Genomic DNA, 23718 nt, shown 5'->3' on the forward strand with positions numbered 1-23718 from the left:
ATCATGCGGAAATTTTGGATCATACCGAACCACACCAAGGACAAGGCGTACCATACCGCCAAACGGATCACCCAATGGCTGGAGTGCCATGACAAGGAAGTGATCTTCCAGGATACGGACAAGAACGGCCAGGGGGACTGGATCGACCGGCACCTGAGGACAAAAAGGGAAGCCATGGAGCAGGCGGACTGCGTCATCTCCCTCGGGGGCGACGGAACCATCATCCAGGCCGCCAGGAGGCTGGCCAATGTCCATGTTCCCATCCTGGGGGTAAATCTCGGCAATCTGGGATTCCTTGCGGAAGTGGAAATGAAGGAGTTGGAGAGCGCCCTGGAGAAAATTGTCCGGGGAGAATATACCCTGGAGAACAGGATGATGGTGAAGGCGGACATCCTCCGTGAAAAGGAGTCCTGCTGCTTCGGACTGGCCTTGAACGATGTGGTCATCAGCCGGGGGGCCATCTCCCGGATGATCGGCTTCAATGTGTACGTGAACAACGTGTTCGTGAACCATTATTATGCGGACGGGATCATCATCTCCACCCCCACAGGTTCCACCGCTTACAACCTGTCGGCGGGAGGGCCCATCCTTGCGCCCCAGAGCGACGTGGTCGCAATCACACCCATCTGCCCCCATTCCCTTACGGCGCGGAGCATCGTCCTCCCAGGTTCGGATGTGATCCGCATCACCTTCAAATCCCGCAGGGACCAGGGGGAGCTTCCCCCGGAGTGGAAACAGAAGGAGTCCATGATCATCACCATCGACGGTCAGATGGTCCAGGACCTGTATGGCGGCGATGAGATCATCATCAGCCAGGCGCCCCAGAAGACGAGCCTGGTCAAGTTCAGCAACAAGGACTTCTACACCATCCTAAGGAAGAAGTTGGAAAACGCATATGAAAAGATCTGAGACAGGCAGGGATGTGGAACATGAAGATTGAAAGGCAGACGAAGATATTGCAGCTGGTGAACGAGCAGGAAGTGGAAACGCAGGAGGAGTTGGCGGCACTCCTGACCGCCGCCGGCTATGACGTGACCCAAGCCACCATTTCCAGGGACATCCGGGACCTGAAGCTGACCAAGGTCAACCTGGCCAGCGGCCGTCAGAAATATGCCGTCATGCCACACCAGGACCAGGGCATCAACGAAAAATACATCCGGATCCTGCGGGACGGGTATCTGAGCATGGACAGGGCGGGGAACATGATCGTGCTCAAGACGCTGACGGGCATGGCCATGGCGGTGGCGGCGGCGATCGATTCCCTGGACTTCTATGAAGTGGTGGGATGCATCGCCGGGGACGACACGATCTTTTGCGCGGTGCGTACGGAAAAGGACGCCATCCCGTTGATGGAGCGGTTGCACAGGATCATCCAGGAATAAGGACCTATAGGGGGGAAAAATGCTAACCTATCTCCACGTAAAGAACATTGCCCTGATCGAAGAAATGGAAGTGGATTTCGCTCCGGGACTGAACATCATGACAGGGGAAACCGGGGCAGGGAAATCCATCATCATCGGATCCATGGACGCCGTGCTGGGCGGTAAGGCGAGCAAGGAATCCATCGGAAGCTACGGGGAGGAGGCTCTGCTGGAATTGGTCTTCAAGACCAGGTCCCAGGCCCTCTCCCAGCTGTTGGAAAGTCTGGAAATCCCATTCGACGGGGAACTGGTGGTCACCCGGAAGATGCACAGGAATGGAAGGAGTGTCTTCCGGGTGAACGGAGAAATGCTCAGCCAAAAGCCTGTCAGAAGGATCGCGGAACAGATCGTCGACATCCACAGCCAGCAGGAGCACCAAAGCCTTCTGGACAAGGGCAACCATATCCGGTTGCTGGACAGGTTCCTGGGGGCGGAAGGGGCGGGACCGCTTGCGGCAATGGAGGAGGCCTACAGGGAACTGCAGAAACTGCAAAAATCAGTCGACCTGGAGATGCTGGACGACGAGAAGAGGAAGCGGGAAATTTCCTTCCTGGCGTTCGAGATCAGCGAACTGGAAGAAGCGGCATTGACGCCTGGAGAGGACAAACGCCTGGAGGAACGCCACAGGTTTGTGGGCCATGTCCAGAAGATCAGGGAAAGCCTGTCCCAGGCCAGCCGGCTGCTTCTGGATGGAAGCCTTTGCCAGGAGAACTTGGTCCAAGCCATGAAACAGCTGGAGCAGGTCCGGGGCTATGCACCGGAGGTGGAGAACCTGGCTCGTTCCCTGGGAGAAATAGACGGGCTTCTGACGGACTTCGGCAGGGAGCTCCACCACTATCTGGACGGAGTGGAAGTGGACGAGCAGGAGCTGCATGCCCTGGAGACCCGGATCGACCTGGTCAACCTGATGAAGACCAAGTATGGGAACACCCTGGAACAGATCCTGGAGAACCTGGAGGAAAAGAAGGCGGCGTATGAAAAGCTCCTGCATTTCGAGGAGAACCTGATGGCCACCAGGAAGGCGATCAAGGCGGCTGAAGGAAGGTGCAGGTCGATTGGGGAGGAGCTTTCAGCCTTGCGCAGGCAAGGCGCCAAGCGGCTTGCCGCGGAAATCGGGGAGGCGCTTTCGTCCCTGAATTTCAAGCATGCACAGTTCCAGGTGGCGATCAGGAAGCGCCCGGAGCTGGGACGCCTGGGAGTGGACGATGTGGAGTTCATGGTCTCCCTGAACCAGGGGGAAGACCCGAAGCCGCTGGTGAAGGTGGCTTCCGGGGGAGAGGTCTCCAGGATCATGCTGGCCTTGAAGTCCATTCTGGCTGTCTGCGACGAGATCGAGACGCTGGTTTTCGATGAAATAGACATCGGCATCAGCGGCATGACGGCCCAAAAGGTGGGCGAAAAAATGAAGGGCCTGTCCAAGGCCCGTCAGATTCTTTGCATCACCCATCTTCCCCAGATCGCGGCTTTCGCGGATGCCCATTATGTGATTGAAAAGGAGTCGTCCCAAGGGAAAACAACCACCCGGATGCGCCTCCTGGATGCCGAGGAGGAGGTCCTGGAAGTCGGACGGATGCTCAGCGGCCCCGAAATCACCCCGGCCGTGCTGGAAAACGCACGGGAAATGAAGGGGCGTACCAAGCGGCGTCGGCCCTAGTCCTGCAGGCGCCGGAGGGCGGAGACGGAGGGCTCGATCACCATGGAATAGTTGGTATGGTAGATGACGAAACCGGGAGGGGAACCTGCCGGTTTTTTCAGGTTCTTCTTCAGCGTGTAGTCCACAGCCACTTTGGCGGAAGCCTCGGCCTTGCTGTAATGGGCCGCCAGCGCCGCCGCTTCCTCAAATGCCCTGTCGGGGACTTCCTGCCCGTTGCTCTTGAGGATGACATGGGAACCGGGGAGGCCCTTGGCATGGAACCACCAGTCCCCGCCGTTGGCGAACTTCATGGACAGGGCTTCGTTCTGCAGGTTGTTTTTCCCCACATACAGATGGAAGCCGTCGCTGGAAAGGAAGTGCAGGGGCTGCGCCTTCGGTCCCTGCTGTTTCCGCTTGGAATGCCTCCTCTTCAGGTAGCCGGATTCCACAAGCTCGTTCCGGATCTCCCGCAGGTCTTCCTCCGTTTCCGAAAAATCAAGGGCATACTTGATGCTTTCCAGATGGTCCAGTTCCGTCCTGGTCTCCTGGAGGAGGGTGTCCAAGGCCAGGGCCGTGCGCTTCTTCTTGTTGTATTTGGCGAAAGCCTTCTGTGCGTTCTCGATGGGGGTCAGCCGGGGGTCCAGACGCAGGGTGGTCATGGTGTCCTGATAGTAGTCGTAGACTTCCACGGATTCGCTTCCGGCAGGGATGGCGTAGGCGTTGCTTGTGATCAGTTCCCCCTGGATCTTGTGCCTGTCCAGATCCCTGGTGTCCTCCAGCTGCCGCTGCTGCAGCTCCAGCTTCTTTCCGCAACGGTCCAGATTGTTCTGCACCAGTTTCCGCAAATCCGCGGACTTCTGGAGGATGCGGCTGCGTTTCCCCTGGATGTCATAGAAGGTTTCCAGCATCCTGGAAGGGCTTTCGAAGGGCTGGGTCTCCGAGGAACAGGTCCCCTGGAGGGGCAGCACGTGGAAATCCAGGTAATTCCCCTGGGCATCCAGATGGATTGCAGGCTGGAAGCTGGAGGAACGGACCAGTTCCATGGCTTTTGAAAACCGGTCATGGAGTTCCTGCCATTGGTCCGCTTCCAGTCCGGCAGGGGGGGTCTGGGGAGAAAGACCCGCTTCCAGGCAGAGGGAAGTGGACAGGGAAGGGCTGAACCCGTTGAAGGCTCCCAAAAGGCCTTTGCCCAGAGAGCCCGCCTCCTCCAGCCGGCTGCGGAAGTCGCCCGCGGACAGGGGCAGGGTGGGGTCCGTTTTTCCGTGGCTGGGAGGATACTGGTAGGGGACGCCCGGATAGACCTGCCTCACGGAACTGACCAGGTGGCTGATCCGCTTTGCGCTGTCCAGGACCCTTCCGTCCCCGTCCTTGAGTATCAGGTTGCTGTGGCGCCCCATGACTTCCATGACAAGGGTCTTCACACCCAAGTCCCCCAGCTCGTCCGTGTGCTCGATCTCCATCTCCAGAATCCGCTCCAGGCCCGGCTGGCGGAAACCCAGGATCTTGCCGCTGCCGATATGCTTCCGCAACAGCATGCAGAAGGTGGGGGCGTCGATGGGGTTCTTCCTGGTTTCCTCCGTCAGGTGCAGCCGCGGCATGCTGGCTTGGGCGCTGAGGAGCAGCCGGTACTGGTCCCTTCCTTTCCGGATGGCGAGCACCACCTCATCCTTCTCCGGCTGGGTGATCCGGTCGATCTTTCCGCCGGCCAACAAATCTTCCAATTCTTTACGTATGCATGAAAGCACAATTCCATCCAGTGCCATGTCAATCCTCCTTATGGTCGTCCGGGAACATTCCCGTGCAAGTATAACACAACTGGGAACCGCCGGACAAGGCCGGCCTGGCAGGGGAAAGAGATTTTTGCTTGATTTTAATTATGAAAAAGTGTATAATTCCAACTATGTTTAGACAACGCGTTAAACTCAAAAAAAACTGGAAAAGAGACGGAGGGTGAACGACCATGAAAAAAACAACGACTCTGGTGTTGGCGCTCGTCATGGCTGCATCACTGGTACTGACAGGATGCGGAAAGACGGAGCAGCCGGCCGAGGGCGGATCTGCAGGATCCGAAACAGGCGGAAGCCAAGGAGGAACAATCAAGATCGGTGTTCTGACCCCCAAGACGGGCGATTTGGCCCAGTACGGGATGGCAGTGGAAAATGCGGCCAAGTTGGCGGTGAAGGAAGCCAACGATGCCGGTGGTATCAACGGAATGACGGTGGAGCTGGTCATCTATGACAACGAAGGCGACGCCACAAAGAGCGTGAACCTGTTCAACCGGTTGATCGAGAACGACAAGATCGACGCCCTCTTGGGCCCGGTCATCAGCGGAACCTCCCTTGCGGTGGCCCCTCTGGCGGACGAGGCGGGAATCCCCATGATTACGCCGACCGGAACCAATGAAGACATCACGCCCGACTATCCTTACGTGTTCCGGGCCTGCTATATCGACCCTTACCAGGGACAGATCATGGGCAAGTTCGCGTCGGAGAACATCTCTGCCAAGACCGCGGTGGTCATGGTCAACGTGGGCAGCGACTATTCCGTAGGATTGGGCAAGAACTTCAAGGTTTCCTTTGAGGAGAAGGGCGGTTCCGTCCTCGCCGAAGAGAACTACACCGACAGCGACACGGACTTCAAGGCGATCCTGACCAACATCAAGGCCAAGAATCCGGATGTGGTTTACATCGGCGACTACTACAACGCAGTAGGCAACATCCTCAGCCAAGCCAAGGAAATCGGCCTGGATGCCCAGTTCCTGGGAAGCGACGGATGGGATGGCGTGCAGGTGGACTACATCGATGTGGCGGAAGGCGGATTCTTCACGAACCACTATTCCACCAAAGACACGGATCCTGTGGTCCAGAATTTCATCAAGAACTACACGGACACCTACAACGAGACCCCCAATGCCCTGGCAGCCCTCGGCTATGACGGGGCGCTGATCCTCATGGATGCATTCAGGAACGCAGGATCCACGGACAAGGAAGCGGTCCTTGAGGCCATCAGGACCACGGATTTGAACGGTGTGACGGGACATATAACTTTCGACGAACTGGGAAATCCGATCAAGGACATTTCCATCATCAAGATTCAAGACGGAGACATGGTCCTGGAAACAAAACTGTCCGAATAATCGCTTCATTGAATGATAACAAGGGGCTGTGCAAGGCATCCCCTTGTTATTTTGTTTTGAGGTCAAGCAAGTTTGGTGCAAAGATACCATCGGGAGGTGTCATATGACGCAATTCATTCAACAAATGATCAACGGTCTGCATGTGGGAAGCATCTATGCCCTGATTGCCTTAGGCTACACCATGGTGTACGGGATCGTCAAGCTGATCAACTTCGCACACGGGGACATTCTGATGGTGGGGGCTTATGTGGGGTTCTTCGCCCTTACCGCATTCAACCTTCCCTTCGGGTTGGCGTTGCTGGCGGCCATGGTCCTGAGCGCCCTTCTGGGGATGGCCATCGACAAGGTGGCCTACAAGCCCCTGCGGAATGCTCCACGGATTTCCGCCCTGATCACAGCCTTGGGGGTCAGCATGTTCCTGCAGAACACCTTCCGGCTGTTGTTCGGAGCAAACCCCAGGAAGATGCCTGCGGTCTTCAATGTCCAGCCCATTCTGCTGGGGGACCTGCGGATCCCTCCGCTGACCATCATCACCATCCTGCTGTCCGGCGCCTGCATGGTGGGACTGGAACTGATCATCCGCTTCACCAAGACGGGCAAAGCCATGCGCGGGGTTTCGGAAGACAGCAAGGCGGCCAAGCTCATGGGCATCAACGTGGACAGGACCATTTCCATCACCTTCGCCATCGGTTCGGCCCTGGGTGCCGTGGGCGGAATCCTTTACAGCATCAGCTACTACCAGGTGGAACCTTATATGGGGATGATGCCTGGTCTGAAAGCCTTCGTTGCCGCGGTACTGGGAGGCATCGGCGTCATTCCCGGGGCCATGTTGGGAGGGTTCGTCATCGGCGGGGTGGAGAGTTTCACGAAGGGGTACCTTTCCACGACCTGGGCGGACGCCATCGTATTCAGCATCCTGATCCTGGTGCTTGTTTTCAAGCCTTCAGGCATCCTGGGGAAAAATACCAAAGAGAAAGTGTAGGTGGAGCCATTGCATAAGAAGGTCATTCAAAAATATGCAGTCAATCTTGCCGGTGTGGTGGCGGTCTTCCTGCTCATCCTTCTCCTCATGGGCATGGGTGTGGTCAACAATTACATGACCGGCATCCTGATCTTCACTGGCATCAACATCATCATGGCGGCCAGCCTGAACCTTGCAACCGGCTATTTGGGCCAGCTTGTCCTGGGACATGCGGGATTCATGGCCATCGGCGCCTATGCCGCGGCCCTGTTCGCCCTGAACACGGAAATGCCCGACCTTCCCACACTGGTGGGAGGCATGGCCATCGGCGGTGCGGTCGCAGGGCTTTTCGGCATCCTCATCGGAATCCCCGCCCTTCGCCTGCGGGGGGACTATCTTGGGATCGTGACCCTTGGCTTCGGGGAAATCATCCGGATCGCGCTGCTCAACCTGCCGTTCACGGGAGGTGCGGCCGGACTGCGGAGGATCCCCAAGCTGGTCAACTTCAACATCCTGTATGTGGCGGTGGTGCTGACCATCACCTTTCTGTTCCTGTTCGTCCGATCCAGGCACGGCAGGGCCATCCACTCCATCAAGGAAGATGAGATCGCCGCGGAATCCGTGGGAATCCCCACCACCTTCTACAAGGTCTATGGCTTCGCCGTTTCCGCATTCCTGGCTGGGGTGGGCGGATCCCTGTTCGCGTTCTACCAGAGCATCCTGGATCCGCGCAAGTTCACGTTCATGCTCTCCGTGGAGTTCTTCATCATCGTGGTCCTGGGAGGGATGGGAAGCATCACAGGAACCATCCTGGCGGCCCTGTTGCTCTCCTTCGCCAACGAATTCCTGTATTCCGTGGAGAACTTCCGGCTGGTGATCTACGCCCTGCTGCTCATCACCATGATGATCTTCAAGCCGGACGGGCTGCTGGGAACCAGGGAGTTTTCCCTGAACGGCTTGCTGGACAGGGTGAAAACGCTGGTCGGGAAATCCTTCCCCAAATCGAAACGATAGGAGGTGGCTGCATGCCTTTATTGGACGTAAAAGAAATCGGCATCACCTTTGGTGGCCTCCGGGCTGTGGGGAACTTCAGCATCCAACTGGAACCGGGGGAGCTGGTGGGGCTCATCGGCCCCAACGGCGCCGGCAAAACGACGATTTTCAACATGTTGACCGGTGTCTACAAGCCCACGGAAGGGGAGATCCGGATCTCCGGAAGGCTGGCCAACGGCAAAAAACCCTACCAGATCGTGAACGAGGGTGTGGCCAGGACCTTCCAGAACATCCGTCTTTTCAAGAACCTGACGGTGCTGGACAACATCAAGACCGCCTTCCACAAGGACATGCGGTACAGCACGGTGGAAGCGGTTCTCCGGCTTCCCGCCTTCTGGAGGGAAGAGGCGGAAATCGACAGGAAGGCCCGGGAGCTTCTCGGCCTCTTCAATATGGAGGAGGACGCGGACACCATTGCGGCCAACATGCCCTACGGAAAGCAGCGGAAGCTGGAAATCTGCCGGGCCTTGGCCACAAGCCCCCAGATGCTTTTCCTGGACGAACCTGCGGCGGGCATGAACCCCCAGGAAACCAGGGAACTGATGAACACCATCCATTTCATCCGCGACAAGTTCAAGGTGGCCATCCTTCTGATCGAGCATGACATGAGCCTGGTCATGGGGATTTGCGAGCGGCTGGTGGTCATCGATTACGGGATGATCATCGCCAAGGGCAAACCGGAGGAAATCAAGACAAACAAAAAAGTCATCGAGGCCTATTTGGGCAGTTAAGGAGGGCGTATGTTAAAAGTAGAAGGTTTGCACGTGTATTACGGAGCGATCCATGCCCTCAAGGACATCAGCTTTGAGGTCAGGGAGAAAGAAATCGTGACCTTGATCGGAGCGAACGGAGCGGGGAAGACCACCACGCTGCATGCGGTTTCCGGGCTGTTGTCCCCCAAAGCGGGGTCCATCCGCCTGGACGGCCATGACCTGATGAAGACGCCTGCGGAAAAGATCGTAGGCCTGGGTCTGGCGCAGGTGCCGGAGGGACGGCGTGTGTTCGCTAGGATGAGCGTCCACGAGAACCTGATGATGGGCGCCTATCTGCGGAAGGACAAGGCGGCTGTGGAGGCGGACCTGGAGCGGATGTACGGGAAATTTCCACGCCTTCGGGAGAGGAGCAAGCAGCTGGCCGGAACCATGAGTGGCGGGGAGCAGCAGATGCTGGCCATCGCCCGGGCGCTGATGTCCAAGCCCAAACTCCTCCTGATGGACGAGCCTTCCATGGGTCTGGCGCCGATCCTGGTGGACGAAATATTCAAGATTATCCAAGAAATCAACGAGATGGGAACCACGGTGCTCCTGGTGGAGCAGAATGCCCACAAGGCCCTGGCCATCGCCCACAGGGCTTATGTGCTGGAGACGGGAAAGGTCCTCATGGAAGGGGACGCCAAGACCTTGCTGGACGATGAACGTGTCAAGCACGCCTATTTGGGATGATTCCAAGGGGATGGAAAAGAGAAAAGGCTGCAAGCGAAGTCGTATCTTCGTCTGCAGCCTTTTCTCTTGGTGTGTCAGGCACCCGCGCTCTGGTCCACGCGCAAGACCCGGTACCCTTTCTTCTCCAGGGCCTGGATGATCCCGTCCACCTGCCCCGTGTTCATACGGAGGATCAGCTCGCTTTCCGTTCCGTCGGGGGAAGTGAAGATGGTGATATGGGTGATGTTGGCCCCATACTCCGTGATGATGGTGGCGATGTCGGCTAGGGTTCCCGTTCGGTTGGGGGCTTCGATGGCGATCCGGGCCCCGGTGTCCTTGGCGCCGATGATCTCCAGGAAGGCGTCCAGCATGTCGTTCCTGGAAATGACCCCTACCAGGGTGTTGTTCTCATTCACCACAGGAAGCATGTTCACGTCCTGTTCCCGCATGATGGAGACCACGGTTTCAATGAGCATGTCCGGGTGGCAGACAGGAACATCGGTGGCCATGATGGACGCCACCTTTGTCTTGGCAAGGATGTAGTTCAACTCGTAGATGCTGAGGGAAGTGGCCTTGGAGGGGGAGAACTCCGCCAGCAAGGTCTCCGTCACCAGCCCCACCAGCTTGCCGTTCTTGACCACCGGAAGCTGCTTGACCCCCTTTTCGTGCATGGTCTGGAAAGCCAGGGAAATGGATGCCTCGGGAAAAACGGTAATCACGTCCGTTATCATCTTGTTCTTCACATACATGTGGATACCCCCATTCTAGTCCTGAATCTTATGGTATGCTCCCATTTTAGCATGTTTGGGGTCTTGATTCAACTGCTTCCATGGGAAGGGAGGGGTTCCGGAAATATTATTGTAATCTCATTTGTCCTATGGTATATTTAATGAAGTCAATGGAAAGGAGGCGTGCCCATGCCGCGCAGAAGTGCCGACAAAAAAAGCAATCGAAGCAACACACGCAGACGACGGACGGCATCCTCGAAAAAGCCCTTGAAAGAGAACATGTTGCTTTACGAAGCCGTCGTCATGTTCTTTTTTGCGTCTTCGCTGATTCTGATCGTCAGCATCTACGGGAATGCGGGAGGATTCATCGGAAGCGGTCTCCGTTCCCTGGCCTTCGGCCTGCTGGGGGCAGGAGCCTACGGATTGCCCCTGCTGCTGTTCATCGGAGCTTTTTTCAAGATTTTCAACAAGGGAAATGTGGAGTTGAACGTGAAAATCATCTTGGGCTTCTTCCTTGTGGTCCTGGCTTCCACCGCAGCCCATGTCTGGCTGATCAAAACACCCCAAATCAGCGGCAGGTTCGGAGAGAGCCAGGCCTTTTTCGCCGTATTGGTCCACTACTACAAGACATCTTCCCGCTTCCATGTGGCGGGGGGGTTCGTGGGAGGGTTGCTGGGAGATGTGTTCGTGCTCCTGCTGGGCAAGCTGGGCAGCTACATCGTCCTCTTTTTCCTGGCCGCCCTGAACGTGGTCGTGCTGACGGAAAAATCCTTCCTGCGCCTCCTGGAAAAGGTGAAGGATGCGCTGTGGACATGGTTCGACCTGTGGAGGGCGCAGAGGGAAAAAGCAAAGGCGGAGCGAGCCGCCACGGCCTTGGAGGAAATGCGGGCGGCGGCGGAACCCGTTCCGGACGCCCTGCCTCCGTCCGTTTCCCCGCCTGCGGACGTTCCACCCGCTCCCGTCCAAGAGGCGGTTCCCGATGTGGTCGTGCAGGAGAAGGCTGCGGCAAAGGGCGCCTCCCGACAGGAAATCCTGGTGGAGAAGGACCTGGAGGCGGCCATGGAGCGTTCCATGGAGGAACGGGATTTCTCCCCCCCTCCCCTGTCCCTGCTGAAGGAAAACCCCTTTGGAGGCCGGGGGGCGGACAAGAAGGGGATCGAACAGAACAGGAACATCCTGGAACGGACCCTGGAAAGTTTCGGGGTCCGGGCCAAGGTGGTGGATGTGAGCAGCGGCCCTGCGGTCACCCGCTATGAGCTGCAGCCGGACATAGGCGTGAAAGTGAGCAAAATCGTGAACCTGTCCGACGACCTGGCTTTGAACCTGGCGGCTGCGGGCATCCGGATCGAGGCGCCCATCCCGGGGAAATCCGCCATCGGCATCGAAGTGCCGAACAAGGAAGTCCATTCCGTTTTCCTCCGGGAAGTCCTGGACACCGAGGAGTTCCGCCGCTTTCCGGGCAAGCTGGCCTTCGCCGTAGGCAAGGACATCAGCGGCAAGACCATGGTGGCGGACATCGGCAAGATGCCCCACCTGCTGGTGGCGGGCGCCACCGGTTCCGGAAAAAGCGTCTGCATCAACACCCTCATCGCCAGCATCCTGTACAAGTCGGACCCGAAGGAAGTCAAGTTCCTCATGATCGACCCCAAAGTTGTGGAACTGAGCGTTTACAATGGGATTCCCCACCTGCTGATCCCGGTGGTCACGGATCCCAAGAAGGCGGCGGGGGCGCTGCGCTGGGCAGTCCAGGAAATGGACGAACGCTACCAGCTTTTTGCGGAGAAGAACGTCCGGGACCTCCAGGGATACAACGGCGCGCTGGCTGCGGAAGGGGAAACGAAACCGCTGCCCCAGATCGTGGTCATCGTGGATGAGCTTGCGGACCTGATGATGGTAGCCTCCAACGAAGTGGAGGAGGCCATCATCCGTCTGGCGCAAAAGGCCAGGGCCGCCGGAATCCACCTGATCATTGCTACCCAAAGGCCTTCCGTGGATGTGATCACTGGTCTGATCAAGGCGAACGTGCCTTCCCGGATCGCGTTTTCCGTATCCTCCGGCGTGGACAGCCGGACCATCCTGGACATGAACGGTGCGGAAAAGCTCCTGGGTAAAGGGGACATGCTCTTCTATCCTTCGGGATACCCGAAACCGGTTCGGGTCCAGGGGGCGTTCGTATCGGACCAGGAAGTTTCGGCCATCGTGGATTACTACAAGGAATCCCAGCAATCGGCATACAACGAGAAGCTGATCCAGCATTTGAACCGCGGCGCTGAAGAGGCATCGGAGCAGCCGTCGGACCAGGACACCCTGTTCGACGAGGCACTGGAGCTGTGCATGGAGCAGGAGAAGGCTTCCGCATCCATGATCCAACGGAAATTCAGGGTGGGCTACAACCGCGCCGCGCGGATTGTGGACCAGCTGCACGATGCGGGTTTCATCGGCCCGGATGAAGGCAGCAAACCCAGAAGGCTGTTGCTGGACAGGGCGTCCTATCTGGAAAAGAAGCGCTCCCTGCAAGAGGGAGCCGACCGGGAGGGGGAAACGGAGACGACCGACCGCCCTCCCCAGGAACAACCATCATCGGAAAATCAGGAGGTCAGACCATGAAGAGCGACATTGAAATAGCAATGGCAGCAAAAATGCGCCCCATCAGGGAAGTGGCGAACGCGCTGGGGATCCACGAGGAGGACCTGGAGCTGTACGGAAAATACAAGGCCAAACTTTCGGATACCTTGTGGGAAAAGGTGAAGGACAGGAAGGACGGCAAGCTGGTGCTGGTGACGGCGATCAATCCGACTCCGGCGGGAGAGGGCAAGACAACGACCACGGTAGGTTTGGGCCAGGCCATGGGATTCCTGGGCAAAAAGGCCGTCATCGCCCTACGGGAACCTTCCCTGGGCCCCTGCATGGGGGTCAAGGGAGGAGCCGCGGGAGGCGGCCATGCGCAGGTGGTTCCCATGGAAGACATCAACCTCCATTTCACCGGTGACATCCATGCGGTCACCACCGCCCACAACCTGTTGGCATCCCTTCTGGACAACCATATCCACCAGGGGAACAGCCTCCAGATCGATCCCCGCCAGGTCGTGTTCAAGCGGGTCGTCGACCTGAACGACAGGGCCCTGCGCCATGTGGTGGTGGGACTGGGGGGCCATGCCCAAGGGGTCCCAAGGGAAGACGGATACATGATTTCCGTGGCTTCGGAGGTCATGGCCATCCTGTGCCTGGCCCAGGACCTCCAGGACCTGAAGAAACGGTTGGGGCAGATCATCGTGGCCTACACCTATGGAGGGGAGCCGGTGACCGCAAGGGAGCTGAAGGCATCCGGAGCTATGGCGGCCCTTTTGAAGGATGCGGTGAAGCCGAACCTGGTCCAGACGCTGGAGAACACCCCCTGCATCATGCATGGAGGGCCTTTCGCCAACATCGCCCACGGCTGCAACAGCATCCTTGCCACACGCCACGCCCTGAAGCTGGCGGATTACGTGATTACGGAGGCGGGTTTTGGCGCCGACCTGGGTGCGGAAAAATTCTTCGACATCAAGTGCCGGAAAGGAAAGCTGAAGCCGGATGCGGTGGTGCTGGTGGCCACCGTGCGCGCATTGAAATACAACGGAGGCGTGGCGAAGGCGGATTTGGGCGCCCCTGCACTGGAGGCGGTGAAAAAAGGATTCGCCAACCTGGAGAAGCACATCGAAAACCTGCAGCACTTCAAGGTGCCGGTGGTGGTGGCGTTGAACCATTTCGTCACGGACCACAAAGACGAGGTGGCCTTCATCAAGGAACGCTGCCTCGCCATGGATGCGGAGTTCGCCATATCCCAGGTGTGGGAGAAAGGTGGGGAAGGCGGTGTGGAACTGGCCCACAAGCTCCTGGAGACATTGGAGGTCAAGGAAAGCGGGTTCCAGGTCCTGTATGACGAAAAGGATCCGGTGAAGGCGAAGGTGGAGAAAATCGCCACGGATATCTACGGCGCGGCAAAGGTCCTCTACACCCCGCATGCCGAGAAGAGCATCCGCAGGATCGAGGCCATGGGGCTGGGAGGACTCCCGGTTTGCATCGCCAAGACCCAGTATTCCTTTTCGGACAACCCGAAATTGCTGGGAAGGCCGAAAGGATTCGACGTCACCGTACGGGAGGTGAACATCTCCGCAGGGGCTGAATTCATCGTGTGCATCACGGGGGACGTCATGACCATGCCCGGGCTTCCCAAGTTGCCCGCAGCCGAACAGATCGACATTGACGAAGATGGAAGAATAACAGGATTGTTTTAGCAAAGGAGAATTCATGCAGGCGAAAATCATAGACGGAAAAGCAATAGCCCGGGACATCAAAGAGGAGCTGCGGGTGGAAGTGGAGCGGTTGAAGGCCAATGGGACGGTCCCCACCCTGGCGGTGGTGCTGGTGGGAGGGGATCCGGCTTCCGCAGTATACGTGAAGAACAAGAAGGCGGCCTGCGCCCATGTGGGCATCCGGTCCCTGTCCTATGAACTTCCGGCGGACACCACGGAGGCCTCCCTGCTGGAACTGGTGGAGGAACTGAACAGCCGCCAGGACGTCCACGGGATCCTGGTCCAGCTGCCCCTTCCGGTGCAGATCGACGAGGACAAGGTCCTGATGGCCATCCGGCCTGAAAAGGATGTGGACGGTTTCCATCCCATGAACGTGGGGAACCTCAGCATCGGAAGGCCGGGCTTCGTCAGCTGCACGCCTGCGGGCATCCTGGAGCTGTTGAAACGCACGGGCATCCAGCTGAAGGGGAAGAAATGCGTGATTGTGGGCAGAAGCAACATCGTGGGGAAACCGGTGGCCATGCTGTTGCTCAGGGAACACGCCACTGTCACCATCTGCCATTCCAGGACGGAGGACCTTCCCGGAGAATGCAGGCAGGCGGATGTGCTGGTGGCAGCCGTTGGAATCCCCAACTTCATCAAAGGGTCCCATGTGAAACCCGGAGCCGTGGTCATTGATGTGGGCATCAACCGGCTGGCCGACGGTAAACTCTGCGGGGACGTGGACTACGTCGAGTGCCTGGAGGTGGCCGGCCATATCACACCGGTACCGGGAGGCGTGGGCCCCATGACCATTGCAATGCTGATGAAAAACTGCGTGGAGGCGGCGTCCAAGTGAAGGGGAAAATCTATTTGGTGTCCTTGGGATGCGACAAGAACCTGGTGGACTCGGAAGTCATGCTGGACATGCTGCAGGATGCCGGCTATGGAGTGACCAACGAGGAGCAGGAAGCAGACGTGATTGTGGTGAACACCTGCAGCTTCATCCATGACGCCAAACAGGAGAGCATCGAAACCATCCTGGAGATGGCGGCCAACAAGGAGGCAGGGACCTGCAAGGGCCTGGTCGTCACCGGTTGCCTTTCGGAAAGATACAAGGAAGAGCTGCTGGTGGAGATGCCGGAAGTGGACGGGATCCTGGGTGCCTCCAATTACGACGAGATCCTGCCGGCGGTGGAAAGCATTTTGGCGGGGAACCGATTCAAATCCTTCCGGAGCATAGACCACAGCCCGGCCCCCCATGTGCGCAGGGTGACAGAAACCGCAGGAAGCCATGGGTACCTGAAGATTGCGGAAGGTTGCGACAACTTCTGCACCTACTGCATCATCCCCAAGCTGCGGGGCCGTTTCAGAAGCCGTGACATGGAGAGCCTTGTGGAAGAGGCCCGGCTCCTGGCGGCAAAAGGGAAGAGCGAAATCATCCTGGTGGCCCAGGACGTGGGAAAATACGGACTGGACCTCTACGGATCCAGGAAGTTGCCGGAACTCCTGGAGAAGCTGGCGGCTGTGGAGGAGGTCCAATGGATCCGGCTGCTGTACGTATATCCGGAAGACGTGACCGAAGGCCTCATCCAGGCGATGAAGAGGGAACCCAAGGTGCTTCCCTATCTGGACATGCCCATGCAGCATGCGGACAACGGAATCCTGAAATCCATGGGACGCAAAAGCAGCCGGGAAGAGCTGGAGAGGCTGGTGGAAACCCTCCGCCGGGAGGTTCCAGGCATCTGCATCCGGACCACCTTCATCGTCGGTTTTCCCGGCGAGACGGAAGAGGCCTATGGGAACCTGTATGCCTTTGTGGAGCGGATGCGGCTGGACCGGGTGGGCGTATTCACCTATTCCAGGGAGGAGGACACCCCCGCGGACAGGATGGAAGGGCATGTTCCCGAGGAGGAGAAGGTCCGCCGGCAGGAGGAGCTTCTGGCACTCCTGCAGGAGATTTCCCTGGAGAACAACGGTGGGATGGTGGGCCAGGTCCTGGAAGTGGCGGTGGAAGGATACATGCCGGAAAACGAGGCGTACGTTGGCCGTTCCTACAGGGACGCCCCCCAGGTGGATGGGCTGGTCTTCTTCCCCGCCCCCTTTGAATTGCTTTCGGGACAGCATGTGCGGGTGCGGATCACCGCCGCCAACGAGTATGACCTGATGGGAGAGTTGGTGGAAGATGAATATAGCGAATAAACTGACGATTTTAAGGGTGTTCATGATCCCCTTCTTCTTGCTGGTGCTTTATGTGGTGGAAAAACCCTGGGGCAACTACGCCGCATTCGTGGTGTTCGCCCTGGCCAGCCTGACGGATTGGCTGGACGGATACCTGGCCCGGTCCAGGAACCTGGTTACGGACTTCGGAAAATTCATGGACCCTTTGGCGGACAAACTGCTGGTGGCCGCGGCCCTGGTCTATTTTGTGGAGGCCGGAATGCTGCCTGCCTGGGTGGTCATCCTCATCATCAGCCGCGAATTCGTCATCAGCGGATTCCGGCTGGTGGCAGCCACGAACGGGCAGGTCATCGCCGCCAGCAACAGCGGAAAGGTCAAGACGGCCTCCACCATGGTCATGATCCTGTACCTGCTGCTGGGATTGGAGGGAAGCGCCTTCTACTGGATCGGCATCCTTTTGGTGGCGTTTGCGACGGTGATGACCCTGTGGTCGCTGGTTGAATACATTTGGAAGAACATCAAAATATTCCATGCATGAGCGTGGCGGGAAGCTGCAGGAACAAACTCCTGCGGCTTTTCCTATACAAGGAGGGGAATGGCATGACAGACGAATTGTTGGAAAAGCGTGGAGGGGAAATGATTTTTGTGGGGACGGAGCTCCTGCTGGGAGACATCCTGAACACCAATGCCCAGTATCTGAGCCGGAGACTGGCGGACCTGGGAATATCCTGCTATTACCAGACCGTGGTCGGAGACAATGAGGAGCGGCTGCTCCAGACGATCCGCACCGCCCGGGAAAGAAGCGGGTTGGTGCTGCTGTCCGGGGGATTGGGGCCCACGGTGGACGACATAACGAAAGAGGTGCTGGCCAAGGCTTTGGGAAGGGAATTGCATCTGCATGCCTCCAGCAAGGAAAGGATTGAGGCGTTCTTCAGGAAAAGGGAAATCGTGCCGACACAGAACAATTGGAAGCAGGCCCTGCTTCCGGAAGGCGCCTGGGCCCTGGAGAACGAAAACGGCACGGCGCCAGGGGTTTTCCTGGAGGACGGGGGCGTCCTTTTCTTCCTGCTGCCGGGTCCGCCCAACGAGCTGGTCCCCATGTTCGAGAGCGGCGTGGTTCCGGTGCTCCGGGAGCGGGCCCGGGGAGTGATCCTCTCCAGGACGCTGAAGCTGGTGGGCATCGGGGAAAGCGCGGCGGAGCATCTGGTGCGTCCCCTGATGGAATCCCAGAGGAATCCCACATTGGCCCCTTATGCGAAGATGGGGGAGGTGCATTTCCGCATGACGGCCAGCGGGGCCACCCCGGAGGAGGCGGAACGCCTCCTGGACGCCCTGGAGGTGGAGCTGGAGCCGCATGTGGGGGCGTATGTCTTCACCAACCGTCCGGAGGAGCTGGAGGATGTGGTGGTGCGCATGCTCGGGGAAAAGGGATGGAGCGTTTCCTTTGCGGAATCCTGCACCGGAGGTCTTCTGGCTTCCACCCTGGTGAATACGGACGGAGCTTCCGAAGTCTTCGCCGGCGGCGTTGTGGCCTACGGCAACAAGGTGAAGGAAGAGCTCCTGGGGGTCCCGGCGGAAACGCTGCTGAACCACGGGGCCGTCAGCGGAGAAACTGCGGAAGCCATGGCGGAAGGGGTCCGCAGGACCTTGAAAACGGACGTGGGCGTCTCCATCACCGGCATCGCCGGACCGGGAGGCGGAACCCCGGAGAAGCCTGTGGGCCTTGTCCACATAGGCTGCAGTTGCGGCGGGAGGACCTGGTCCGTGCGGCATCTCTTCTCCGGCAACAGGAGAAAAGTGCGGGAGTCCGCGGCCAAGACAGCCCTTGTCACCCTCTACCGGACACTGCGGGAGATGTCCTGAGTTACCGCAACCCGGGGTGTCGACGGACGTTTCGCCATTTTGGGAAAACCGGTTGACGTCTCCCGGGGGATGGGTTATAATTGAACCGAACAGAAGTTCGATTCGAAAAACATGGAAAGGGGAAACCTGGCAGGCCCCGGGCCCCAGGCGTGGCAAGCATTGAAAGACGACAAGAAGAAGGCGTTGGAGGCTGCGGTCTCGCAAATAGAAAGAAGTTACGGCAAAGGTTCCATCATGAAGTTGGGGGAGCGGGGGGACAAGATGAACATCGAGACGATTCCCACCGGATCCCTCAGTCTGGACATCGCCCTGGGAGCCGGAGGGATTCCAAAGGGACGTATCGTTGAAATCTACGGACCCGAGTCCAGCGGAAAGACCACCGTGGCCCTCCACATGGTGGCGGAAGTCCAGAAGAGGGGTGGCATCGCCGGGTTCGTGGATGCGGAGCATGCCTTGGACCCCCTGTATGCTAAGAAGATCGGCGTGGACATCGACAACCTCTACATTTCCCAGCCGGACAACGGGGAGCAGGCCCTGGAGATCACCGAAACCATGGTCCGGTCCGGTGCCATCGACATCATCATCGTGGATTCCGTGGCCGCCCTGGTCCCTAGAGCGGAAATCGAAGGGGACATGGGCGATTCCCATGTCGGCCTCCAAGCCAGGCTGATGTCCCAGGCCCTCAGGAAGCTGGCGGGGGTCATCAGCAAGTCCAACAGCATCGTGGTGTTCATCAACCAGCTGCGGGAGAAGGTGGGCGTCATGTTCGGAAGTCCGGAGACGACCACCGGGGGGAGGGCGCTTAAGTTCTACGCCTCCATCCGCCTGGATGTGCGCAAGATCGAGACTTTGAAGCAGAGCACGGACATGATCGGTAACCGGACCAGGGTCAAGGTCGTGAAAAACAAGATCGCCCCTCCGTTCAAGCAGGCGGAGTTCGACATCATGTTCGGCCAGGGGATCTCCAAGGAAGGGGATGTGCTGGACCTGGCGGCGGAGAACGGCATCGTCCTGAAGAGCGGCGCATGGTATTCCTATGGGGACATCCGGATGGGCCAGGGAAGGGAAAACTCCAAGCAGTATCTGGTGGAAAACCCGGCTGTTGCCGCGGAAATCGAAAACAAGGTCCGCGAGAAGTTCGGACTGGCGGCTACGGCATCGGCCCCAGCATTGGAGGAATCGGTTGCGGCCGTGGAGGCGATGACCGGCAAGGGAGGCAAAGCGGCGGCTGACAAGGGAGAACTGCAGGATGCGGATCTCTAAGCTGTTAAAGAACGGGAAAAAGACAGAGGTCTTTTTGGACGGAAAGTACGCCTTCTTCCTCTATGGGGGAGAGGTGGAAAAACACGGGCTCCGGGAGGGGGAAATCCTGGAGCCTGAAATTTTTGCAACCCTCCACGCCCAAGTTCTAGCAAGGGGGAAGCGCAGGACCTACCACCTCCTGGGCAAAAGGGACCATACAAGCCATGAACTCAGGAGGAAGCTTGTCCGAGGGGGCTATGCGGAGGAGGATGCGGAGGCCATTCTGGAATACTTCAAGGAAAAGGGGTTCGTGGACGACGTCCGTTACCTGGAGGACCGGATCCGGCAACAGGGTGGCAGGAAAAGCAAGAACGCATTGGCTTTCGGATTGCGCTCCCAGGGACTGGAAAGCCGGCAGGTGGAGCAGGCCTTGGTCCAGGCGGAAGGGGAAGGACTGTTGGACGACAGGGCAAGCGCTCTAGACGCCGCCAGGAAAAAGGTTTCCGGAAAGTGGGAGCGCTTGGAGGAGATGGCCTGGAAGCGGAAACTCTGGTCCCATCTCCAGTACAAGGGATATTCCCATGAGACCATCGGCTGGGTGTGGGAGCGTCTGCAGGAGGAGTGCCTGGACCGGCGGGAGCAGGAGGAAGACCCGGAGGACAGGTAAAAAGAGCACATTAAACTTGACATTGTACCCAAAAAGATATAGAATTTAACTGTTGTATACGGCAACACCTGTACAATGAAAATTACATATAGAGGAGGTGTACAATGCAATTAGGAATTGTTTCTGTCGTCATTATTGTTCTAGTGGAAGCTTTTTTGCTTGGATTGCTGGCGTTCTACGCAGGCGTCGCCTATAGGAAAAAGGTCGCCGAAGCCCAGTATGGATCCGCGGAAGCCAAAGCCATGAAAATCGTGGACGATGGCATCAAGGAAGCGGAAAACATCAAAAGGGAAGCACGCCTGGAAATAAAGGAAGAAACCTACAAAATCAAGAATGATTTGGAGAAGGAAGTAAAAGAGCGTAGAAACGAGTTGCAACGTCTTGAGAAGCGGGTGCTCCAAAAGGAAGAAACCCTGGACAAGAAGCTTGAGAACTTTGAGAAGAAGGAAATTCAAATCCACGAGAAGGAACTGCAGCTGAAAGAGGTGCAGGAAGAAGTGGAGGGGCTCAAAGGACAGCATCTGTTGGAACTTGAAAAGATTTCCGGTCTCACCTCCGAACAGGCAAAAGAATTTTTACTCAAATCGGTCGAAGAGGAAGTGAAACACGAGACGGCGGTTCTGATCAAGGAATACGAAGCCAGAGCCAAAGAGGATGTGGGCAAGAAAGCCAAGGAACTGTTGGCGAATTCGATTCAAAAATGCGCGGCCGACCATGTGGCCGAAACCACGGTCTCTGTCGTCAACCTGCCCAATGATGAAATGAAAGGGCGGATCATCGGTCGTGAAGGAAGAAACATCCGTACGCTGGAGACGCTTACGGGAATCGACCTGATCATCGACGACACGCCTGAAGCGGTCATCCTCTCGGGATTCGATCCCGTACGCAGAGAGGTCGCAAGGATTGCGCTGGAAAAATTGATTGTGGATGGAAGGATCCATCCGGCAAGAATCGAAGAAATGGTCGAAAAGGCCAAGCGGGAAGTGGAAGTCATGATCCGTGAAGAAGGGGAGAACGCGACCTTCGACACAGGCGTCCATGGAGTGCATCCCGAACTGGTCCGTTTGCTGGGCAAGATGAAATTCAGGACCAGCTACGGACAGAATGTGCTGAAACACTCCATTGAGGTGGCACAGCTGAGCGGCATCATCGCTGGAGAAATCGGATTGGATGTGCGCGTCGCCAAGAGGGCGGGGCTTCTCCATGACATCGGCAAGGCTGTGGACCATGAGGTGGAAGGTTCCCATGTGACCATCGGCGCGGAGCTTTGCAGGAAATACAAGGAATCCGCAGTCATCGTGAATGCCGTAGAGGCCCACCATGGGGACGTGGAGCCGGAATCCCTGATCGCCGTCATCGTACAGGCTGCGGATACCATATCCGCCGCAAGACCGGGAGCAAGAAGGGAAACGCTGGAATCCTACATCAAACGGTTGACCCGTCTGGAAGAGATTGCGGACAACTTCAAGGGTGTGGAAAAATCTTTTGCCATTCAAGCAGGACGGGAAGTCCGGGTCATGGTCATTCCAGACCAGACGACGGACGACGAAATGGTCCTGTTGGCCAGGGACATCGCAAAGAAAATCGAGGGCGACCTGGATTATCCGGGACAGATCAAAGTCAATGTGATCCGGGAAACCAGAGCTGTGGAATTTGCAAAATAGGAATGGGAAGAGGCTGCGGCCAGTCCTGTCGGAAGACAGGCTGCCGCAGCCTCTTGTTTTTGTGCACGGGGAAAGAGCACCTTCTTGCGCACCAGAGAATTTGCAAAAAAATGAATCTTTGAAAATAAAAACTTGCATAATGGCATCTGGCATAGTATAATGTATCCATTAATGAAAAGGTGGTGCAATTGGATGTTATCAAACAAAGGAAGCCAGATCAGACCCTCGTCGACCCTGGCCATCGATGCGAAAGCCAAGCAGATGCAGGTGGATGGCATTGATGTAGTTGGATTTGGAGCAGGCGAACCGGATTTCGACACCCCGGACCATATCAAGGAAGCAGCCATCAAGGCCATAGAGGAAGGGTTCACCAAATACACACCGGCGTCTGGAGTCTTGCAGCTGAAGGAGGCCATCTGCAGGAAGCTTGAAGAGGACAACGGGCTGCACTATGAATCGGACCAGATTGTGATCAGCAATGGCGCCAAGCATTCCCTGATGAACGTGTTCCAGGCAATCCTGAACCCGGGGGAGGAAGTGATCATTCCGGCTCCCTACTGGATCAGCTATTCCGAGATGGTCAAGATGGCGGACGGAATTCCGGTCATCGTCAAGCCCCACAAGGAAAACAACCTGAAGGTGGTGCTGGAGCAGCTGGAGGCGGCGGTCACCCCCCGGACAAAGGCAATCATCATCAACAGCCCCAGCAATCCGTCCGGCATGCTGTACCACAGGGAAGAACTGCAGGAAATTGCGGAGTTCGCAGTCAGGCACAACCTGTTCGTGGTTTCCGACGAAATCTACGAGAAGCTGATTTATGGGGATGAGGAGCATGTGAGCATCGCCTCCCTGGGGCAGGACATCTACGAGCGCACCATCGTGGTCAACGGGGTTTCCAAGAGCTATTCCATGACAGGATGGCGGATCGGTTACACCGCTTCCAGCAGGGAGGTGGCCAAACTGATGGGCAACATCCAAAGCCATGCCACCTCCAATCCCAACTCCATAGCCCAAAGGGCGGCGATCGCAGCCCTCACCGGTCCCCAGGAGCCGCTGAAGGTCATGAAGGAGGCCTTCAACGAGCGCAGGATCTACATGTACAACCGGATCAAGGCAATGCCCTATCTGGAGCTGCTGGAACCCAAGGGGGCGTTTTACGTGTTCGTGGATGTTTCCGCCCTGTTCGGAAAGAGCTGCAGGGGGGAAACCATCCGTTCGGCGGCGGACCTGGCCAGACTGCTGCTGGAGCAGGTACAGGTTGCCGTCGTGCCCTGTGAGGACTTCGCCTACGAGACCCACATCCGGCTGTCCTACGCCATTTCCATGGAGAACATCCGGAAAGGCCTGGACAGGCTGGAGGCTTTTCTGAAGGAAATCGAATAGCAGAGCCGTTTTGATGGAAGCGCGTGCCGGGCACGCGCTTCTTGTTGTCTGGCGGGAGCCTTTATGCTATAATAACCTAATGGTCCAACACGGT

20 protein-coding genes are annotated in these 23718 nt (G+C 57.6%); 18 read left to right on the plus strand and 2 right to left on the minus strand.

All coding sequences use genetic code 11. From position 1 onward, the window contains the following. Window positions 1–3 precede the first annotated feature (3 nt). Genes GXN74_RS00695 through recN form a run of 3 tightly spaced genes read left to right on the plus strand, consistent with a single transcriptional unit; the run spans window position 4 to window position 3075 of the window. Entirely contained in the window at window positions 4–909 is a 906-nt protein-coding gene (locus GXN74_RS00695; RefSeq protein WP_162368986.1) for an NAD(+)/NADH kinase, read from the plus strand. A gap of 20 nt (window positions 910–929) precedes the next feature. Further along, complete coding sequence (gene argR / locus GXN74_RS00700; protein ID WP_162368987.1) at window positions 930–1382, plus strand: arginine repressor; 453 nt, start codon at window positions 930–932, stop codon at window positions 1380–1382. A gap of 19 nt (window positions 1383–1401) precedes the next feature. Beyond that, complete coding sequence (recN, locus tag GXN74_RS00705; RefSeq protein ID WP_162368988.1) at window positions 1402–3075, plus strand: DNA repair protein RecN; 1674 nt, start codon at window positions 1402–1404, stop codon at window positions 3073–3075. On the opposite strand, the gene GXN74_RS00710 is transcribed toward recN, so the two are convergent. After that, window positions 3072–4817, minus strand: a complete 1746-nt coding sequence (locus GXN74_RS00710; RefSeq protein ID WP_162368989.1) for an Rqc2 family fibronectin-binding protein — start codon at window positions 4815–4817, stop codon at window positions 3072–3074. The genes recN and GXN74_RS00710 overlap by 4 nt on opposite strands. A gap of 197 nt (window positions 4818–5014) precedes the next feature. Between GXN74_RS00710 and GXN74_RS00715 the strand changes: the two genes are divergently transcribed. The 5 genes from GXN74_RS00715 (at window position 5015) to GXN74_RS00735 (ending at window position 9646) form a co-directional block, all read left to right on the plus strand. After that, window positions 5015–6190 (plus strand): ABC transporter substrate-binding protein, encoded by a 1176-nt coding sequence (locus GXN74_RS00715; protein WP_162368990.1) that lies wholly within the window; start codon window positions 5015–5017, stop codon window positions 6188–6190. Between the two features lie 103 nt (window positions 6191–6293). Then, complete coding sequence (locus GXN74_RS00720) at window positions 6294–7172, plus strand: branched-chain amino acid ABC transporter permease (RefSeq protein WP_162368991.1); 879 nt, start codon at window positions 6294–6296, stop codon at window positions 7170–7172. After that, window positions 7173–8165 carry a branched-chain amino acid ABC transporter permease gene (locus GXN74_RS00725; protein ID WP_343032777.1) on the plus strand — a complete coding sequence of 331 codons (993 nt, stop codon included), beginning with the start codon at window positions 7173–7175 and terminating at the stop codon, window positions 8163–8165. An 11-nt stretch (window positions 8166–8176) separates the two neighbouring features. Next, window positions 8177–8935, plus strand: a complete 759-nt coding sequence (locus GXN74_RS00730; protein WP_162368992.1) for an ABC transporter ATP-binding protein — start codon at window positions 8177–8179, stop codon at window positions 8933–8935. A gap of 9 nt (window positions 8936–8944) precedes the next feature. After that, window positions 8945–9646 (plus strand): ABC transporter ATP-binding protein, encoded by a 702-nt coding sequence (locus GXN74_RS00735; protein ID WP_162368993.1) that lies wholly within the window; start codon window positions 8945–8947, stop codon window positions 9644–9646. Window positions 9647–9720: 74 nt separating this feature from the next. Here GXN74_RS00735 and GXN74_RS00740 read toward each other — a convergent pair whose 3' ends face one another. Then, complete coding sequence (locus tag GXN74_RS00740; RefSeq protein ID WP_162368994.1) at window positions 9721–10374, minus strand: CBS and ACT domain-containing protein; 654 nt, start codon at window positions 10372–10374, stop codon at window positions 9721–9723. 168 nt (window positions 10375–10542) lie between these two features. Between GXN74_RS00740 and GXN74_RS00745 the strand changes: the two genes are divergently transcribed. The 10 genes from GXN74_RS00745 (at window position 10543) to GXN74_RS00790 (ending at window position 23624) form a co-directional block, all read left to right on the plus strand. After that, window positions 10543–12960, plus strand: coding sequence for an FtsK/SpoIIIE family DNA translocase (locus tag GXN74_RS00745; RefSeq protein ID WP_162368995.1), 2418 nt, complete (start codon window positions 10543–10545; stop codon window positions 12958–12960). Beyond that, entirely contained in the window at window positions 12957–14627 is a 1671-nt protein-coding gene (locus GXN74_RS00750; protein WP_162368996.1) for a formate--tetrahydrofolate ligase, read from the plus strand. Before GXN74_RS00745 ends, GXN74_RS00750 begins: the two co-directional genes overlap by 4 nt. A gap of 13 nt (window positions 14628–14640) precedes the next feature. Next, on the plus strand, window positions 14641–15483 hold the full coding sequence (gene folD / locus GXN74_RS00755; RefSeq protein ID WP_162368997.1) for a bifunctional methylenetetrahydrofolate dehydrogenase/methenyltetrahydrofolate cyclohydrolase FolD: 843 nt from the start codon (window positions 14641–14643) through the stop codon (window positions 15481–15483). Continuing rightward, on the plus strand, window positions 15480–16826 hold the full coding sequence (gene rimO / locus GXN74_RS00760) for a 30S ribosomal protein S12 methylthiotransferase RimO (RefSeq protein WP_162368998.1): 1347 nt from the start codon (window positions 15480–15482) through the stop codon (window positions 16824–16826). The genes folD and rimO overlap by 4 nt, the downstream gene beginning before the upstream one ends. Next, entirely contained in the window at window positions 16810–17343 is a 534-nt protein-coding gene (gene pgsA / locus GXN74_RS00765; RefSeq protein ID WP_162368999.1) for a CDP-diacylglycerol--glycerol-3-phosphate 3-phosphatidyltransferase, read from the plus strand. The genes rimO and pgsA overlap by 17 nt, the downstream gene beginning before the upstream one ends. A 62-nt stretch (window positions 17344–17405) precedes the next feature. Then, a complete protein-coding gene (locus GXN74_RS00770; protein WP_162369000.1) occupies window positions 17406–18668 on the plus strand; it encodes a competence/damage-inducible protein A in 1263 nt (420 codons plus the stop codon). A gap of 111 nt (window positions 18669–18779) precedes the next feature. Then, the gene (gene recA, locus GXN74_RS00775; RefSeq protein WP_162369001.1) at window positions 18780–19931 is read left to right on the plus strand and encodes a recombinase RecA; all 1152 of its coding nucleotides are present in this window, start codon (window positions 18780–18782) and stop codon (window positions 19929–19931) included. Further along, window positions 19918–20577 (plus strand): regulatory protein RecX, encoded by a 660-nt coding sequence (locus GXN74_RS00780; RefSeq protein ID WP_162369002.1) that lies wholly within the window; start codon window positions 19918–19920, stop codon window positions 20575–20577. Before recA ends, GXN74_RS00780 begins: the two co-directional genes overlap by 14 nt. 104 nt (window positions 20578–20681) lie before the next feature. After that, a complete protein-coding gene (gene rny / locus GXN74_RS00785; protein ID WP_162369003.1) occupies window positions 20682–22241 on the plus strand; it encodes a ribonuclease Y in 1560 nt (519 codons plus the stop codon). 192 nt (window positions 22242–22433) lie between these two features. Beyond that, on the plus strand, window positions 22434–23624 hold the full coding sequence (locus GXN74_RS00790) for a pyridoxal phosphate-dependent aminotransferase (RefSeq protein WP_162369004.1): 1191 nt from the start codon (window positions 22434–22436) through the stop codon (window positions 23622–23624). Window positions 23625–23718: the final 94 nt, after the last annotated feature.

The organism is Anaerotalea alkaliphila (assembly GCF_010179735.1).
GTDB classification, from domain to species: Bacteria; Bacillota; Clostridia; order Lachnospirales; family Vallitaleaceae; genus Anaerotalea; species Anaerotalea alkaliphila.